Genomic DNA, 17,063 nt, shown 5'->3' with positions numbered 1-17,063 from the left:
GGATGACCCCCAATAATGAAACTCAGCCCGGATAGCGCCGCCGCTGCAACTCAGCGGGCGGCAGATCGGGGACATTATAGGTCTTCCGCGCATCGGCCTTGGCGTCCGAAGGCGCGGCGAGGCCCAGCGTATCCAGCAGCGTGTTGGTGGCCGCCAGAATCTGATATTGCGCGAAAATCTCCGAGAAGCGGGCCGTTTCCGTCCGCACCTGCGTATTGAAGCGGGTGTTCTGGCTGTCCAGAACGTCCAGCAGCGAACGCCGCCCGACATTGAACTGCTCGCGATAGGAGACGAGCAGCCCGTCGGAGACGGTGCCCTGACGCGACAGGTCAGTCACGCGCTTCTTTTCCGTGTCCCAACGGTTCCAGGCGGTGCGGACATCCTCCTCCGCCTCGCGCAGCCGCTGGCTCAGGCGGAAGCGCGCCTCGCTCGCCCGGCGGGTCATCTCCTGGACCTTGGCACGGTTGATGCCGCCGTTGAAGAGCTGCCAGCGCAGGACGACGCGGCCCTGAATGTCATTGGTATTGCCCTTGAAGCCGTCGACATCCTGACCGACGCGGCCGGTTCCTTCCACGGAGACCGTCGGCCCCAGTTCCGACTTGGCCTCGTCCACCACGGCATGCGCCGCCTGGATGTCGGCTTCCGCCTCGCGGACCAGCGGATTGTGGGTGCGCGCGGCGGCGATCGCTTCGTCCAGCGTCGGCGGCACGGCGCTCGTCACCGGATCGGGCATGGTGACCTGATCGATGGAAAGGCCGGTCAGCGTGCGGAACTGGATGGCCGCATTGGTCATGTCCTGCTCCGCCTCGCTCTTGCGGACGAGAGCGGCTTGCAGCCTTTCCTCCGCCTGCTGCTGATCGGCGATGCTGATCGACCCCTTGCTCACGCCTTCCCCCAGGTCGCCCAGCAGCTTGCGGTGGAAGGAGATATTGTCCTCAGCCGCCGCCACGACACGCTGCTGGAGCATATAATCGAGATATTGGCGAGTGACGTTCAGCGCCACGAACTGCGAACGCTCCCCGACGCGCAGCGCCGCGCCGTCGGTGCGGGCGGCCTGCCGGCGCTTTTCCGCGCTGCGATAGCCGGAGTCCCAGACGGTTTCCTCGGCCCGCACGCTGGCTTCCAGCGGCCAGAGCGTCTGGTCGTCAAGGTTGAGGGCGCGGCGGGTGGCGTTTTCCAGACGGCGGACGCCGGCCGATCCCTCCACGCTGACGCGGGGCAGATAAAGCCCCTGCGCCTGTTCACGCTCGAATTCGATGGCTTCCTTGTTCTGGATCGCCTGGTTGATTTCCGGATGGCTGTCGATCGCCGCAGCGATCGCGCTCTTGAGATCGGTGGTCTGGGCCCAGCCCGTCGAAACCATGGCCGCCGCACAAAGGGCGATCAGGCTGCCGCATGTCTTGCGCATGATAGTCATGCCTTCCCCCCCTTAATTCGCGCTGGCGGTGATTTCGACCCGACGGTTCATCGGTTCGCGCACACCATCGGCGGTTTCGATCTTGAGCTGGGTCTCGCCCAGGCCATTGACGGTCATGGCGTCCGTCGCGATGCCTCCCTGGCTCAGCAGGCTGGCGACACTCTGCGCGCGGCGCAGCGACAGACCGTCATTATAGCGGGTCGTGCCCGACGTGTCGGTGTAGCCGGTGACGCCGAAGCGCTTCCAGCCGCACTGCGCCGCCGTCTGCGTCAGCGTGGAGATGGTGCTCACGCCCTCAGGAAGCGGCGTGTCCATGTTCCAGTCGAAGAAGATGGACACCGCCGGTGCCGTACAGTCCAGCGCGGGTGGGGCTGAAGCTGCCGACACCGGCGGCGGTGGCGGCGCCGAGAGGCGTGCCACAAAGTCGTCGCACTTGTTGATGCTCTCCGCATCCTTCGTGCCGGATTTGATGAAACCGATGGCGATGCCGCACTGGTTCTTCGCCTCGACCGCGTAGGTCCAGCGGCTGTCCTGGGCCGCGCGCACGCTGGCGTCGCCCACGGCCTTGACCGCCGTGTCGTAACGGCTGGTGAGCGCATCCCTCAGTTCGGACTTGCCCAGTTGCAGCAAGGGCGAAGCAGGCGCCGCCCAGGCCGCAGTCGTCGTCAGCATGGCGGTTACCAGCCCGACAGCCGCCGCCCTCCCAACTGCATTTCGCATATTCACTCTCCCCAAAATTCCCCGCGAGAAAATCGAATTGTCAGCCATGGGCGACCGCCATCGCTTCATGCGCGACCATCGCCGCTTCGAAGATGGCGGTGGCCGCGGCCATGTGCCCTGCGTCCGCCACTTCGACGCCAGCCGGGCTCAGCAAGGCCGGCGCCGCCGGATGCTCGCCACCCGGCAGGGCAGCCAGCAGCGCGTCGATATGCGGCGCGTCATGGGTGCCCAGCGCTTCCTTCACGACTTCGGCCGCATTGGCCGCCGGAGCGGCCTGCTGCGCGGCCAGAACCGCCGCCGCGTTGCCGTCGAAGGCAGGCGGCAGGTCGATCGACTGGGCCAGCAGACCCTGATGGCCGCTGAGGTCGGGCTGCGGAGCCTGGGCCGTATCGGCTGTCGCCGCATGCGCTTCGCCGCCGCCGGACAGGGTGGCATGCTCCGGCGCAGCCTCCTCGCTGGCATGGCCGGTGGACGTAATGGGCTGCTCATGCGTCGCCTGATCGTCCGTCGTGGCGAGCGAAGTCGGTTGGCTCTCCTGCGAAGGCGCCGGTTCGGTCGTGGTCATGGCAGCCGGTGCGGTCTCCGTAACGGGCGGAGCGGTTTCCGCCGGAGCGGGTGCAGGCTGCTGTTCGGCCACATGCTCGGCCGCACCCGCCGCCGCGACCAGGCTGGCGGCTACCAGCGCCTGGTTGAAGCCACTGGCCGTGCTATCCGTCTTGCTCGTGTCGCTTGCCTTGGCGCCGGTCGCGAACATGACGTCCCCGACCGTCCCCTTGGTGCCGTCGGTGCGGACGAAGCTCGCCTCGCCCAGCACGGTGACGTCGCCATTGGCGGCGGTATAGCCCTTGCCATCCGCGGTCAGATTGATCGCGGCGATGCCCATAGCGGTGAGCGACTTGAACTCGCCCGCGTCGACCACGCCGTTGCCGTTCGCATCCTGCCAGACGCCGAAATCAGCGAAGGCCGCGTCCTTGGCATCGAATACGCCGTCGCCGTTGCTGTCATAGGCAAGGCGCAGGCCCTCCAGATCGCTCGCGGCGCCGGGCGCATCGTCGGCAAAGACGATGTCGTAACCGCCGCCCGTCGCATGGGCGAGCAGCCCATCGTCGGAGGAAACCCAGGCGGTCGCAACCGCGCCATGGCCATAGTCGTGGGTGACGCCCGCCGACAGACCGACAAATTCCAGCCCGTCGCCGTCCAGGTCGATGGCAACCGGGGGAACGGCAACCGGGTTCAGCGTGACGCTGACCGAACTGTTGACGCTGTCACCGTCTGCATCCGAGGCGACGATGGCATGGTTGATGTTGATTGGCGTGCCGCTATTCAGCGTCTCGACCGAGAAGACGCCGAGGTCGAACGGATTGTTGACGTGCGGCGATTCCACCAGCACCGCATCGAAGCCCTTGGTGCCGACAATCTCATATTTGTCGTTCACCTGCAGGCCGGTGATGGTGACGCTGCCGGAAGCGAAGGTCACGCCGATGCTGCCCTGCGTCCCCGATCCGGTGAAGCTGTAGATATTCCCGGTGCTCACATCCGTGACGATTACCTTGGCGATCGGGACGAAGCTTTCGCCCGCTTCCGGCGTCACGGAAGAGAAGCCCAGATCCTGATCGTTGTCGGCATCGATGGCCGTGACCTTGATCGACACGGTGCTGTTGGGATTGCCGCCGACCTGAGCGATATTCTGCTCGAAGCTGATCACGCTCTGGTGATCGGCATAGGAGAAGCCGGTGGTGGTGACGGGATTGCCGACCAGCGTCTTGATGAGATCGATGCGTACCGCCTCGTCGGGATTGACCGACTGGTTGTCGACGCCGATGGAGTCGCTGTCGGTGTTGACCGATCCCCGGGCGCCCGAAGCGCTGCGGCCGGAAAACAGCACGTCGATGGCATCGGTGGTATCGACGCCCAGGCCGCGATAGTCGGTGTTGCCCGCCTTCGCCGCGCTGAAGCTGCTGATCGAAATCTCGCTGCCGTTGGTGATCGTCCCGTGAAGGTCGAACACATATTTGTCCGTCCCCGGCTGGAGCGTGATGGTGTAGCCGATGTCTCCGTCCGCCGTCTTCGCCGTCAGCACATTCGTGCCGTTGCCGAAAATGAACAGGTCTTCGCCGGCCAGCCGCAGCGTGGCGCCGCTGGTATCCTTGGCGAGCGCGCCGTCGGTGATGGTGAACAGCGCATTGCCGACGCCATCGGCGCCCGCCACGCTGGCGAAGTTGAGGTTGAAGGCCGTGGCGGGACTGTCATTGTTCGCCACCGATCCAGCCGCCGGCGTGAAGGCGCTGGGCATGTCGTCGTTGAACGAGATGTTGAGCTGCCCGATGGCCGAGGAGGTCGGGTTGGTCGTCGCGTTATAGTCGCTGTCGGTGACGAGGAAATTGAGGCTGACGGAGGCGTTATTCTCATTCCCGCCCGCTGCGTGCAGCACATTGTCGAGCAACGTCACCGTATAGGCGCCGGTCGTCGGATTGACGACGACCTGGAACAGCGGCGTGCCGCGGCCACCGACCGTCGTGATGGTCGCGGTCAGCGTGTTGGTCGTGCCGTTCCAGCTATAGGATACGGTGTCCGTGCCAACCGTGCCGGTCGTACCGTTCAGATTGGCGAAGCTCACGCTGCCGCCGCCGTCGGCGCCGAAGGTGAAGGGCAAGGTGCCGCTGAAGCTGGCCTCGCTGGGCCCAGCCGCGCCGGTGTCGCCCACATTGGCGTCGACGTCGCCGGTCGTGCTGGCCGCGTTGCCGCCGGTCAGGCCGTCATCGTCCAGCTTGGCGGCGGTGTTGTCCGCCGTCGGCTTGTTCGCGTCGCCCTGGAAGGTGAACTTCAGCGTGGCGCTGGCCGTGTCATTGTCGGCGTCGCGCATGACATAGGTGAAGCTGTCGAACGATCCCGAAGGCACCGAAGCCTTGGGCGTATAGGTGTAGCTGCCGTCGGAGAAGAGCTGCAACGTGCCATAGGCGCCGATGATCGTCTGGCTGCCGCCCAGTGTGATGGCATTGCCGCCCACCGACAGGACCGCGCCGGGCGTATCCGCCCCGACATGATCGTTCGTCAGCACATTGCCGGTCGAGGCCGACGCCCCTTCGACGGTCGTCACATCGTCGTTGACGGCGATCGGGCTGTCATCTTCTATCGTGACGGCAATGCTGGTGGCGACCGTGGCGGTGCCGTCGCTGACGTTCACGGGGACGAGGAAGTTCTTCACATCCTCGGCATTGATGCCGCTGTGATCGACCGATTGCAGCAGCGTCACCGTATAGGCGCCGCCGTTGGTGATAGTGATCGTGATCACCGGCACCGCGCCGACCGAACCGGTCAGCGTCTGCGTGCCGACGCCGCTCCAGGTGACGGGCAGGCCATCGGCAGTCAGCACAGCGCCCGGATTGCCCAGCGTCATGGTGATGCTGTCGCCGTCGACGTCGCTCGCGGTGATCGTGCCGGTCGCCACCGTCGCATTGGTGGTGTCGTTCGGCAGGCCGGGCGCGGTGTCGGCGTTGCCGCCGGTCAGCCCCTCCTCGGAGACGACGGCGATGCCGCTGTCGACCTGCGGCGCGTCATTGGTGCCCTGGATGGTGATCGTCAGGGTGGCGGTGGCGCTGTCGCCATCGCCGTCCGTGATCGTGTATGTGAAGATGTCGCTCAGCGTCTGGCCGTCGTCCAGATGCTGGACCGCAGGCAGGCCGTTATTCAGCGTGTATGTATAGCCACCCGAAGCATTGAGGACGAGGGTGCCATAGCTGCCGACGGCATTACCGCCGACCGTACCGCCGGTGACCGCGGTCACCGCGCCGCCCGCCGCCGGACCGTCGGCCCCCAGCGAGTCCGCGCCCGCCGGATTGCCGTCGCCGCCCACGCCGGTCAGCACATTGCCGCTGGCGGTTAGCGTGACGTCTTCCTTGACGACATCGGTGTCGTTGGCGGCGACAGGCGTGTCGTCGTCGACATTAATAGTCAGCGTGCCGGTGGCAGTGTCGTTGTCGGCATCCGTCACCCGATAGGCGATGTCGAAGCTGACATTATTCTCGTCACCGCCCGCCGGGTGGACGATGGCAGCGTTCTGGACCACAGAATAGGTTCCCGCGACTGGATCGGTCAGCGTCACCGTCAGGACGGTCGTGCCATTCTGCTTCACCAGCAGCACGGTGCCGTTGCTTTCATAGGTGAAGCCGACCGGCGCGCCGGTGGCGAGCAGGGCGATGCCGCCTGGACCGTCGGCGCGATAGTCGTGCGCCAGCGTACCAGTGGCGTTCAGGCTGTTCGCATCGTCACCCGTGCCACTGGCATTGCCGCCCAGCGCGTCGTCGTCCAGTTGAGCCACCGGATTGGCGCTGACCACCGGCCGGTCGTCGGAAACGCTGACCGACACGGTGCCGGCGGCGGTGTCGCCGTCGGTATCCTGCGCGATCACCTGAACCGATCCCAGCGCCACCAGATCGTCGGCGTCGATGCCGGGATGGGTGTCGTAATTGTCGTTCAGCGTAGCCGTCACGGTCGCGACATTGCCGACGAGCGACAGGTCCAGCGTCACCACTACGCCGCGTTCGTCCGAGCCGGTGATCTTGGTGTCGGACACCCGCAGCCAGGTCAGGTCACCCGTCAGGCTGCCGGTGCCGCCGAACACGATGGAGGTGATGGCGTCCGAACCGGGCGTGAAGGTGATGGCGCCGCTGGCCGAGTCCGGATTGCCCTGCGTCGTGCCGCCCGCCAGATTCTGGTCGTCCAGCGCCAGGCTGATCGGGGCGCCCGCGATGGGGTTAGCCCCGTCCGTGACCGTGATCGGCTGCACGGCGGTCGACTGGTCCCCATCGCCGTCGGTGATGACGTAGGAGAAGCCCGCGCTGACGCCGCTGGCGTTGTTGAGGTTGGTCGACGGGTTGAAGGTCCACGCACCCGCCGCCGTGAAGGTATAGGCGCCGAAGGCCCCGCTGACATTGGTCGTGCCCACGGCGTTGATCGCCGTGGTGACGCCGCCGATGGTGACGGAGGTCAGGGTCGCGCCGTCCGCGCCGGGCGTGTCGTTGGTCAGGACATTGCCGCCGATGTCGGCGCCATCCTCCGCCACGCTGAGGCCAGCGTCGTCCGCCGCGGTCGGGACATCGTCCACCACGTCGATGGTGATCGTGCCGTTGGCGATATTGCCGGAGCCGTCGACCGCCTGATAGGTGAAGACCTCCGCGCCCGCGAATGTCAGCGGACCGTCATTCGCCGTCGGGCCGTCCACCGGCGAGGTCAGCGTGTAGGTGTAGCTGCCATTGGCGTTCAACTGAATCTGGCCATGGCTGCCGGTTGCGGAGCTGGTCAGCGTGTAGCTGACCGCGCCCACGACGTTGAGCTGGCCGGTCGCGGTTTCGGTGGGCTCGCCCGGCGTGCTGCCGGTGACGCTGCCCGCCGCGATGTCGTCGCCGCTGATGCCGGTGTCCAGCGCCGCCTCGAAGACCGTCTTCGTCTGGTTGTCCGCCGCCAGCGCGACATTGGCGACGTTGATGGTCAGCGTCGACGTCGCCAGGTCGCCGTCCCCATCGCGGATGGTGTAGACGAACACATCCTGCTTGTCGGCGGAGATGGCGTTGGGAGTCGCGTCATAGCGGTAGCTGCCGTCGGCAAAGAGCGTCAGCGTGCCGTAATCGCCGGCGACTGCCGTGCCGACCTGACCGCTGACGGGGCTGGACGGATCGCTGCCCTTGGCAACGCCGACCACGCCCGGCGCATAGCCGTCTGCGCCCGGCTGGTCATTGTGCAGCACGCCGTCGGCCGTGGCGACGATCAGCGAGTCGCCCTCGCTCACCGAACCGCTGTCGGCCGTGGCGACCGGCGCGTCGTCCAGCACGGTCACGTTGATCGTGTCGGCCGGCGAGACATCGCCGTCGCTGTCGGTCACGCGCACCGCGAAGGCGTCGCCCGCCTTGGGGTCGGCCGCGCCGCTGATGCCGTCGCCGTCGCTGGTGACATTGTCCGGATGGGCCGGATCGTTGACTGCCAGCGTATAGCTGTAGCTGTAATGCCCCGCCCCGTCGGAGGTGACGGTCAGCGCGCCCGCCGCGCCCGCGACCACCACCGGCGTTCCCGCCGTCGCCGCGGTCACATCGACCCATGCGCCGTTCTTGTCCTGCACCTCGACCCTGGTCAGCGTGTCGCCGCCGGTCGCGACGGTCATGGCGCCGGTCGCCGTCTCGCTGTTCCCCGCCTCCTGCGTGCCGCCGGGCAGGCCCGCTTCGGACACGGTCATGTCGGTCACGCTGACGGTCGGCGTCGAATCCTGGAGCAGGTTGATCGTCACCGTGGCGGTCGACTTGTCACCGTCGCCGTCGGTGATGGTGTAGGTGAAGCTGTCGCTGCCCTCCGCGCCCGCATTGGGGGTGTAGAGGAACACGCCATTGCCCTCATAGACGACGGTGCCCTTGGCCGCGCCGGTCTCCAGCGCCACGCCGCTGGCGAGGTTGACGCCGTCGGCCCCCGCCACGTCATTGGCGAAGACGTCGATCGTGACCGCCGCATTTTCGGTGAGCTGGCCCGCGACGTCGTCCACCGCAGTCGGCACATCGTCGACCACGCGGATGTCCAGGCTGGCGCTGTCGGTCGACCCGTCGGTGTCGGTGACGACGACCGCGAAGCTGTCCGTCAGGCTGCCGTCATTGACGCCGCTGTGCAGCAGCGTGTTGTCAGTGAGGACATAGCTGTAGCTGACGGTCCCGCCGATCACCTCGCCGTCCGCGCCCACGGTCGGCGTGAAGCCGGTGATGCTGAGCGTGCCATAGGCGTTGGACAGGGTAACGCCGCTAATGAAGCCGTTCGCGCCGAAGATCGGCTGGCCGCCGACCGTGATGGCCGCCACGCCGTCCAGCGCGGACAGGGTGAAGCTGCCCGTCTGGGTCAGTGCCGCAGCATTTTCGGAGCTGCCGCCCGGCAGGTCGTTTTCGAAGACGGTTTCTTCCGCGCCCTCGCCGTCCAGGCCGTTGATGGTCACGCCATCGTCGCTGCCCTGGATGGTGATGGTGATGGTCGCGCTGCTGTTATCGCCGTCGCCGTCGGTCAGCGTGTAGGTGAAGGTCTCCGTCAGGGTCTGGTTCTTGTCCAGCCCCTGGACCACACCATTTTCATTGTTCAGCGTATAGGCATAGCTGCCGTCCGACTGGATCAGGAGCGATCCGTACAGCCCGGCCAGCGGCGCGCCGACGGTTCCGGCAGTCTCGCCAAAGACAATGGCGCTGACATGCGCGCCGTCGGCGCCCTGCACGTCGGCATTGCCGTCGGTCGCGTTGGCGTCCGCGCCGCCCGAACCGGCGATGACGTTGCCGTCGGCCACCAGCGGGCCGTCTTCACGCACCGAGTCCGCATCGCTTACGGCGGTCGGCACATCATCGATGATGGTGATGGTCAGCGTGTCGGTCGCCGTGTCGCCGTCCACATCGGTGACGGTGACGACGAAGCTGTCGGTCACATTGTCGCCCGCCGTGTTGGTGGTCAGCGTATAGCTATAGTCGATGCTGCCTTCGCTGAGGCCGGTGATCGTCAATATGCCCTTGTCGGTGACGATTTCCTGCCCGACGCCGGTGATCGGAATATTGTTGATGGTGACGCTCGCCGGACCGTCCGGCGCGGTATAGGTGATCGTGCCGTCCGTGGTGTCGACGCCGCTGCCCGCATTGGAGCCCATCGGATTCGTCAGGCCGGATTCGTCGACGATCGTGCCGTCGCCCACCTTGGGGATAGAAATGATCATGACGTCGCTATTCGCGATGTCGATCCGCAGCGTCGCGGTGGAGGTGTCGCCATCGCCGTCGCGCAGCGTGTAGCTGAAGCTGTCGCTCACCCCGCCCGGCGTGCCAGCCGCGCGAACATAGCTGTAGCTGCCGTCCGCGTTCAGCGTCAGCGTGCCGTAAGCGCCTTCGAAGGTGCCGGTGGTCGAAACGACCGCGCCGTCCGCGCCCTTGATGTCGGCCCCCGCCGCGCCGGAGACGGTGCCCGCCCCGGTGATGACATTGCCGGTTTCCGGGCCATAGGTGCCGGCGGCGACGCCATCGACATCATTGTTGGCGGTCGGCACATCGTCGACGATCTGCACGTCGACCGTGGCATTGGCGGTCGACCCGTTGCGGTCGGTCGCCACCACGGCGAAGCTCTGCAGGATGCTGTCCGCGCCCGCCGCGCCATGGCCCAGGCTGTTGTCGGTCAGCACGAAACTGTAGGTGAAGGTTCCGGCCGTGGGCACGCCGCCCTGCGTGGCGGTCGCGGTGAAGCCGGTGATGGTCAGCGTGCCGACCGGCGTCGTCACCACCTGCCCGGCGACGAAGGCGCCGTTGGCCAGCACCGACACGCCGCCGACCGTGACGCCCGACAGGCCGTCAGCGCCGCTGACGCCGAAAGAGCCGGTCTTGGTGAGGCCCGCCGCGTCGGGCGAGCTGCCATCCGCCAGGTCGTTTTCCAGCAGGACGACTTCGGCGCCCTCGATCCCCGGCGCGCCATTGAGGCCGGTGATGGTGATGCCGTCGTCCGCGCCGTTGATGGTGATGGTCAGCGTTGCCGTGGAGGTGTCGCCATCGGCATCGGTGATCGTGTAGCTGAAGCTGTCGGTCAGCGTCTGGCCGGGGACCAGGAACTGCACCGCCGCATTGCCGTTGGCCAGCGTATAGCTATAAGCGCCCGACGCATTCAGCGTCAGCGTGCCATATGTGCCCTGGAAGGTGCCCGTGGTCGACACGACCGCCCCATCCGCGCCCTGGATGTCGGCAACGCCATCGGTGGCGTTCGCGTCGCTGCCGCCGCTGCCGGTCAGGACATTGCCGTCCGCAACCAGCGGGCCGTCTTCGGTCACGCTGTCGGCATCGTTGACGGCAGTCGGCGCATCGTCCGCGATCGAGATGGTAAGCGTGGCGCTCGCCTGGTCGCCGTCGCTGTCGGTTACGACTACGGTGAAGACTTCGGCGGGCGGCGTGCCGACCACATTGTCGGTCAGCACATAGCTGTAGCCGATCGAACCGTCCGCGATGGAGGTGATCGTCAGCACGCCGAGCGGCGTCGTGACCGTCTGCCCGACCGTCGTGATCGCGACGCCGTTGATGGTGACGCCCGCCAGGCCGTCGCTGGCGGTGATCGCGATGGTGCCCGTGGTGCGCTCGCCATCCCCTGCCGCGGCCGAACCGGCCGGCTCGTTGCCGCGCGCGGGAAGCCCAGCCTCGCTCACACCCGCGGTCGCGGCAGTCGCGCCAGCGGGTTGATCGGGGGTGATGATGGTGACTTCCGGCTCCTCATTGGGCGCGATGGGCAGGATCTCGCGCTCCTCGGGCTGGGTAAACAGCAATTCCGTCGGCGGCAGCAGGTCTCCCAGGCCATGCGGATCGCCCACATCGCCGTCGGGGCCGGTGAAATTGCCGCCGGAGCTGCGCGGCGGACCGGCTGCAGGCTGCGGCTCCTCCCCGATCAACAAGGCCGCAAGGTTGACCGAGGGAATTTCGACATCGCCCACGACCAGGCGCGGCATGACCACCGCGCCGTCCAGGATCACCAGATCGGTGCCGTCCGGCAGGTGGACGATCAGATTGCGTCCGGAAACCTCGATCCCATTGATGTCGGTGCCGGCCGGCAGGACGACGGTGCCGTCGGGATTGGGTTCGACCGTGCGGACAACCTCCGCCCGATGCATCTTGCCGGGATGGACCGCCTTGCCCTTTGCGGCCAGAGCAGCCGCTTCCGGATGAAGGGCCTGCTGATGGTCAGCGGCGTCTTTGCTATCCCAATCGCGCTCGAAATCCATTGTCCATCCCACCTGTCGCCATGGGGGCATGGAAGGAGCGCGCAAGAGGCCTAGCCCAGAATGCACAGTGCATACGGAGCTGACATCTTTTCCCGACATTGCGGCAATCAGCGGATCAGCTATTGCCCCTAGTCAACGTTCTCCCGCCGGCAGGACCCTTTTGCCAAGTCGACCGCCGCCCCGGATTAACCTTCTGCATCTGTATTTTTACTGACCCGATGGCCGATCTTATTCTCCGCCTGCAAAATGAGTCACGAAGATTCCAGTTTTGTTAACCATTTAAACACGATACGGCGGAAAAAATAACTTATGCTCTATTACGAACGATATAGATGGAATTTCGTACTTATATCCTTCAGCCTATGCTGAACTTGGATTTGGTTAACAAACAAGGCTTACGACATATGCGACTCGGGCGAGTCGATCCTGCTCCATTCGTTCAATGGCAGCCGCGACAGGGCTTCCCGACCGCCGCAATCGGATTGGAAGTTGCAAGGAAGGAATGAAAACGGGCGACCGGCTTGTGCAGCCGGCCGCCCGTCCAAAATGCGACCCATAGACTTATCGTGCGGAGCCGTGCGTTCCTTTCCGCGGCTTCGTCCAGTCGGCCTGTGACTGGCGATAAGCTATGGAAAATCAACCCCCCTCCGACAGGAATCAGGAATAGCGGCTATGGCGGTTTTAACAATTAACCCGATGACTTATATCCAAGGATAATTTCTCAAGACACGATGAAGAAAGACAAGGACATCCGTCCTCAAGGACCGGATTCTCTTGTTGCTTCCAACCCCTCGGACGGAGCTTTTTCCACATCATTTTCATGCGTGGCCGCCGGAGACATTGAGGTTACTGGTCCGTCCGCGCCGTTCATCGCACCGTTCGCGACGACCCCGGACGGTTGCGTGGGCGCGGCGGCGGCGATGGGCGGCGCGGGTCTGGGCATGGCGGCCAGTATCTGTTCCATCCGCCGGCTGCGCGCGCTGCCTGATCCGGTCGTCCGCCGAAAGCTGGCCATCGCATAATCGGCCAATGGCTCCGCCGCATCATAGCGCTTGCGCGCGATGTAGAAGTCGACGAGATTTTCCACGGCAAGCTGGGTATTGGGATCGTCCTCTCCCCGCGTTCGCAAATAGCTGTCGAACACGCGCCGGTAGAGGCCTTCCGCCTCGCGATAGCGACCGGTCGACTCCAGTTGCAGCGCGAGATCGTTGGCGGAGATAAGCGTGCGCGGATCGTCCGCGCCGAACAACTCGTCGGCGAGCGCCAGCCCCCTGCGCGCGGGATCGACGCCGTCGGCCGGATTGCCGGACGCATAGGCCGCCTGGGATGCGGCCACCAGCTTGCGCCACTCCTTTTCGCGCGCCTCGGTAACATCGGGGACATAGGGGGCCTGCGCATGCAACGGCGGCGCGAGGCAGAGCAGCAAGGCGCCCCGCAATATCCAGCCCCTGTTGCCGCCGGTCATGGCCATCCTCCCCGCGCTAAGCCTTCCCTATATCAGGCTATGCGCGACAGGATTAAGAAAGTGCAAGCGCGACGTGGAGCCCGCCCGTCTGAGGCGCGAGAAGAAATCTACGCCGAAGCCAGTTCGGCATGACGGATGAGCACTTACCCCGTCAGCGCCTCGACCAAAGCCTTGACCTTCTTCTGCCGCCATTGCGGCAAGGGCGCGATCAGCCAGTAGGCGAGCGGGGACGGCGCAGCGTCGCCCACCTGCCGGATGCGCCCTGCGTCAATATCCGCCTGCGCCAGCAGGAACGGCACGCAGGCATGGCCGAAGCCATGGGCCGCCGCTTCGATCGCCAGCCCCGCATCGGCCACGCGGATCGTCGCGGGCGCGTCCCCCTTCGGGCAGCCGGGCCATTCGATGCGATGGTCAGGGCCGCCTTCCGTCGCTTCCACTGTGACGAAGGCCGCTTCGCCCAGCTTGATGCCTTCATTCTCGCCCGGCCCCTCGGCCAGTCGCAAGGCGAGGTCGAGATTGGCTTCGGTGAAGTCCAGCGTCTCGTCCGCCGCGACCAATGCGAATTTGAGATCCGGCTGGCTTGCGGCATAGCCCGCAAGGCGCGGCTGGAGCCATTTGGCGGTGATGTCGCGCGGCGCGGCGATGGTGAGGGAACTGCTGGACTGGCCAGCCTGCATGGCGCGGACCGCTTCCTCAAACTCCAGGAAACCGGCGCGAAGGGCCGCAAGGCCTGCCTCGGTTTCGGGAGTGAGTTCCAGCCCCTTGGGCGTGCGGCGGAACAGGACGACGCCCAGCAGGTCCTCCAGCGCGCGGATCTGTTGGCCCACGGCCGCAGGCGTCACCGCCAGTTCGTCCGCCGCGCGGGTGAAGGACAGATGCCGCGCCGCCGCATCCAGCACGCGCAGGCCGTTGAGCGGCAAATGGGTACGCTTCATTCAGCCACCGCCGGCGCGATCAGCGCGAAATGGGGGATGGCGATGTCGAACGTCTCGCCGCTCGCGCCGATCATATGATAATGCCCCTTCATCGATCCCGTCGGCGTGTTGAGCGGGCAACCCGACACATAGTCGTAGCTCTTGCCCGGCTGCACCACTGGCTGTTCCCCCACGACGCCGTCTCCATCGACCCGATGCTGCGTGCCCCGTCCATCGGTTATGATCCAGTGACGGGTCAGCAGTTGCACAGGCTGGTCCCCGTCATTCTCTATGCGGATATGATAGGCCCAGAACCAGCGGCCCCGGTCCGGCTCCGACTGTTCGGGCAGGAAGGTGACGGCGACATGCACGTTGATGTCGCGCGTCGTCGCATGGAAGGGGAAAAGTGCGTTCACGGCTTAAGAAATGCGCCTTTCACCCCTCTTCCGTCAACGCCCTATCGACTTCAGCGCGCGATCCAGATCCTCGATCACATCGTCCGGGTCTTCCAGCCCGACGTTGAGGCGCAGCATATCCTCGGTAATGCCGACCTCCAGCCGCGCCGCCTCCGCCATGCCATAATGGGTGGTGGAGGCCGGATGCGTCATCAGCGAGCGCGAATCCCCGATATTGTTGCTGATGTCGACCAGTTCGAGGCCGTTGAGCAGGCCGTGCGCCTCCGCCCGGCCGCCGCCGACATAGAGCGAGAAGATGGGACCGGCCATCGCCATCTGCTTCATGGCCAGGGCATGCTGCGGATGGCTTTCGAGGCCCGGATAGAGCACCTTCGCCACCCGGCCTTCGAGGAATTCAGCAACCTTCAGCGCATTCTCGCTCTGGCGGCGGATGCGCAGGTCCAGCGTCTCCAGACCTTTCAGCACGACCCAGGCGTTGAACGCGCTGAGCGTCGGACCGGTGTTGCGGTGGAAGGGCAGCAGCGTGTTGAGGATGAAATCCTCCGTGCCGCAGATCGCGCCCGCGAGGACGCGGCCCTGCCCGTCCATCATCTTGGTCGCGCTATAGGCCACCACGTCGGCGCCGAACTCCATTGGCCGCTGGAGCGCGGGCGTGGCGAAGGCATTGTCGACGACGCTGGTGATGCCGTGCGCCTTAGCGATGCCGCAGATCGCGGCAAGGTCCGCCACGTCCATGGTCGGATTGGCCGGCGTCTCGAAGAAGAAGACCTTGGTGTTGGGCCGCACCGCCGCTTCCCACGCCGCATTGTCGGTCGCGTCGACGGTGGTCGTCTCGATTCCGAATTTCGGCAGCAACGTGTCGGTCAGCCAGCGGCAGGAGCCGAACAGCGCCTTGCCCGCGACGACATGGTCGCCCGCCGACAACTGGCACAGCAGCGCCGCCGTCATCGCCGCCATGCCGGTCGCGGTGGCGCGGCAGGCTTCGGCGCCTTCCAGCAGGGCGATGCGCTGTTCCAGCATCTCCACCGTCGGGTTCTGGAGGCGCGAATAGGTCATGCCCTGCTGCTCGCCGGCGAAGCGCGCCGCGGCATCCTCCGCCCGGTCGTAGCTGTAGCCGCTGGTCAGGAACAGCGCCTCGGACGTCTCGCCATATTCGGTACGGGCGCTGCCGCCACGCACCGCCATAGTGGCCGGACGCCAGTTCCGGGTGATTTCGGGATTCTGCCCGCTCTTGCGCTTCATTTTCTTACCCTCAGACCAAAGCCGCGAGCACGGCATCGCCCATTTCGACCGTGCTCATCGTGCCGCCCAGATCGAAGCTGCGGGCGCCATCGGCCAGCGCCTTGGCGACGGCGGCCTCGATGCGGTCGGCCTGTTCCGGCAGGTTCAGCGAGTAGCGCAGCATCATGCCCGCCGACAGGACCGTTGCCAGCGGATTGGCCTTGCCCTGCCCGGCGATGTCGGGCGCGGAACCGTGGATCGGCTCGTACAGGCCCTGATTGCTGTCGTTGAGCGTGGCCGAAGCCAGCATGCCGATCGAACCCACGCACATGCTCGCCTGATCGGACAGGATGTCGCCGAACATGTTGCCGGTGACGATGACGTCGAACTGGCCGGGATTGCGCACGAGCTGCATCGCGGCATTGTCCACATACATGTGACTGAGCGCCACGTCGGGATAGTCCGCCGACACCTCTATCACCACGTCGCGCCAGAGCTGGCTCGTCTCCAGCACATTGGCCTTGTCCACCGAGCAGAGCTTGCCCCGGCGGGCGCGCGACGCCTGGAAGCCCTGATGCGCGATCTTGCGCACCTGTTCCTCATTATAGGACATGATGTCATAGCCTTCGCGCAGGCCTTCTGGCGTCTTGCGCATGCCCTTTTCACCGAAATAGACGTCGCCATTGGTCTCGCGCACGATCAGCAGGTCGATGGCGCTCGCCACCTCCTGCTTGAGCGCGGAGGCATCGGCCAGTTCGGGGAAGACCTTGGCCGGGCGCAGGTTGGAGAAGAGGCCCAGTTCCTTGCGCAGGCCGAGGATCGCCTGTTCCGGGCGCAGATGCCGCTCCAGCGAGTCGCAATCGGGATCGCCCACCGCGCCGAACAGGATCGCGTCGGCGCGCTTGGCCAGTTCCAGCGTCTCGGGCGGCAGCGGATGGCCCACCGCCTTGTAGGCCGCGCCGCCGACCAGCCCTTCCTCATAGGTGATGCCGGGGATCGCCAGCGCGTCCAGCACGCGCTTCGCCTGCGCGACGATCTCAGGACCGATACCGTCTCCGGGGAACAGGGCGATCAACATGGGCAACTCCTTCAAACGCGTGGCTGCCCCTTATGAAGCCGCCGCCGCCAGCGCAAGCATTTAGGCGAGGGGAGAAGGAGG

The 17,063-nt window shown here is 65.9% G+C and carries 8 protein-coding genes; all 8 read right to left on the bottom strand.

Annotated features, from left to right (window positions below; all coding sequences use genetic code 11):
* Nucleotides 1-22: 22 nt before the first annotated feature.
* The gene (locus tag EGM87_RS03330; RefSeq protein ID WP_137709872.1) at nt 23-1,417 is read right to left on the bottom strand and encodes a TolC family protein; all 1,395 of its coding nucleotides are present in this window, start codon (nt 1,415-1,417) and stop codon (nt 23-25) included.
* A 12-nt stretch (nt 1,418-1,429) separates the two neighbouring features.
* Nucleotides 1,430-2,137: an OmpA family protein gene (locus EGM87_RS03325; protein ID WP_171010035.1), complete on the bottom strand. Its 708-nt coding sequence runs from the start codon at nt 2,135-2,137 to the stop codon at nt 1,430-1,432.
* A gap of 40 nt (nt 2,138-2,177) precedes the next feature.
* A complete protein-coding gene (locus tag EGM87_RS03320) occupies nt 2,178-11,888 on the bottom strand; it encodes a cadherin-like domain-containing protein (protein WP_137709873.1) in 9,711 nt (3,236 codons plus the stop codon).
* Nucleotides 11,889-12,645: 757 nt separating this feature from the next.
* On the bottom strand, nt 12,646-13,353 hold the full coding sequence (locus EGM87_RS03315) for a tetratricopeptide repeat protein (RefSeq protein ID WP_137709874.1): 708 nt from the start codon (nt 13,351-13,353) through the stop codon (nt 12,646-12,648).
* A 143-nt stretch (nt 13,354-13,496) separates the two neighbouring features.
* Nucleotides 13,497-14,288 carry a LysR family transcriptional regulator gene (locus EGM87_RS03310; RefSeq protein WP_044661964.1) on the bottom strand — a complete coding sequence of 264 codons (792 nt, stop codon included), beginning with the start codon at nt 14,286-14,288 and terminating at the stop codon, nt 13,497-13,499.
* Nucleotides 14,285-14,683, bottom strand: coding sequence for a Co2+/Mg2+ efflux facilitator ApaG/CorD (apaG, locus tag EGM87_RS03305; RefSeq protein ID WP_025546552.1), 399 nt, complete (start codon nt 14,681-14,683; stop codon nt 14,285-14,287). The genes EGM87_RS03310 and apaG overlap by 4 nt, the downstream gene beginning before the upstream one ends.
* 33 nt (nt 14,684-14,716) lie before the next feature.
* Nucleotides 14,717-15,925: an O-succinylhomoserine sulfhydrylase gene (gene metZ, locus EGM87_RS03300; protein WP_137709875.1), complete on the bottom strand. Its 1,209-nt coding sequence runs from the start codon at nt 15,923-15,925 to the stop codon at nt 14,717-14,719.
* 10 nt (nt 15,926-15,935) lie between these two features.
* Nucleotides 15,936-16,982 (bottom strand): 3-isopropylmalate dehydrogenase, encoded by a 1,047-nt coding sequence (gene leuB, locus EGM87_RS03295; RefSeq protein WP_137709876.1) that lies wholly within the window; start codon nt 16,980-16,982, stop codon nt 15,936-15,938.
* Between the last annotated feature and the right edge of the window lie 81 nt (nt 16,983-17,063).

Source organism: Sphingobium sp. RSMS, from assembly GCF_005406185.4.
GTDB lineage: Bacteria > Pseudomonadota > Alphaproteobacteria > Sphingomonadales > Sphingomonadaceae > Sphingobium > Sphingobium fuliginis.
Note: the sequence above shows the minus strand (reverse complement) of the source record. Positions and strands in the feature narration are given on the sequence as shown.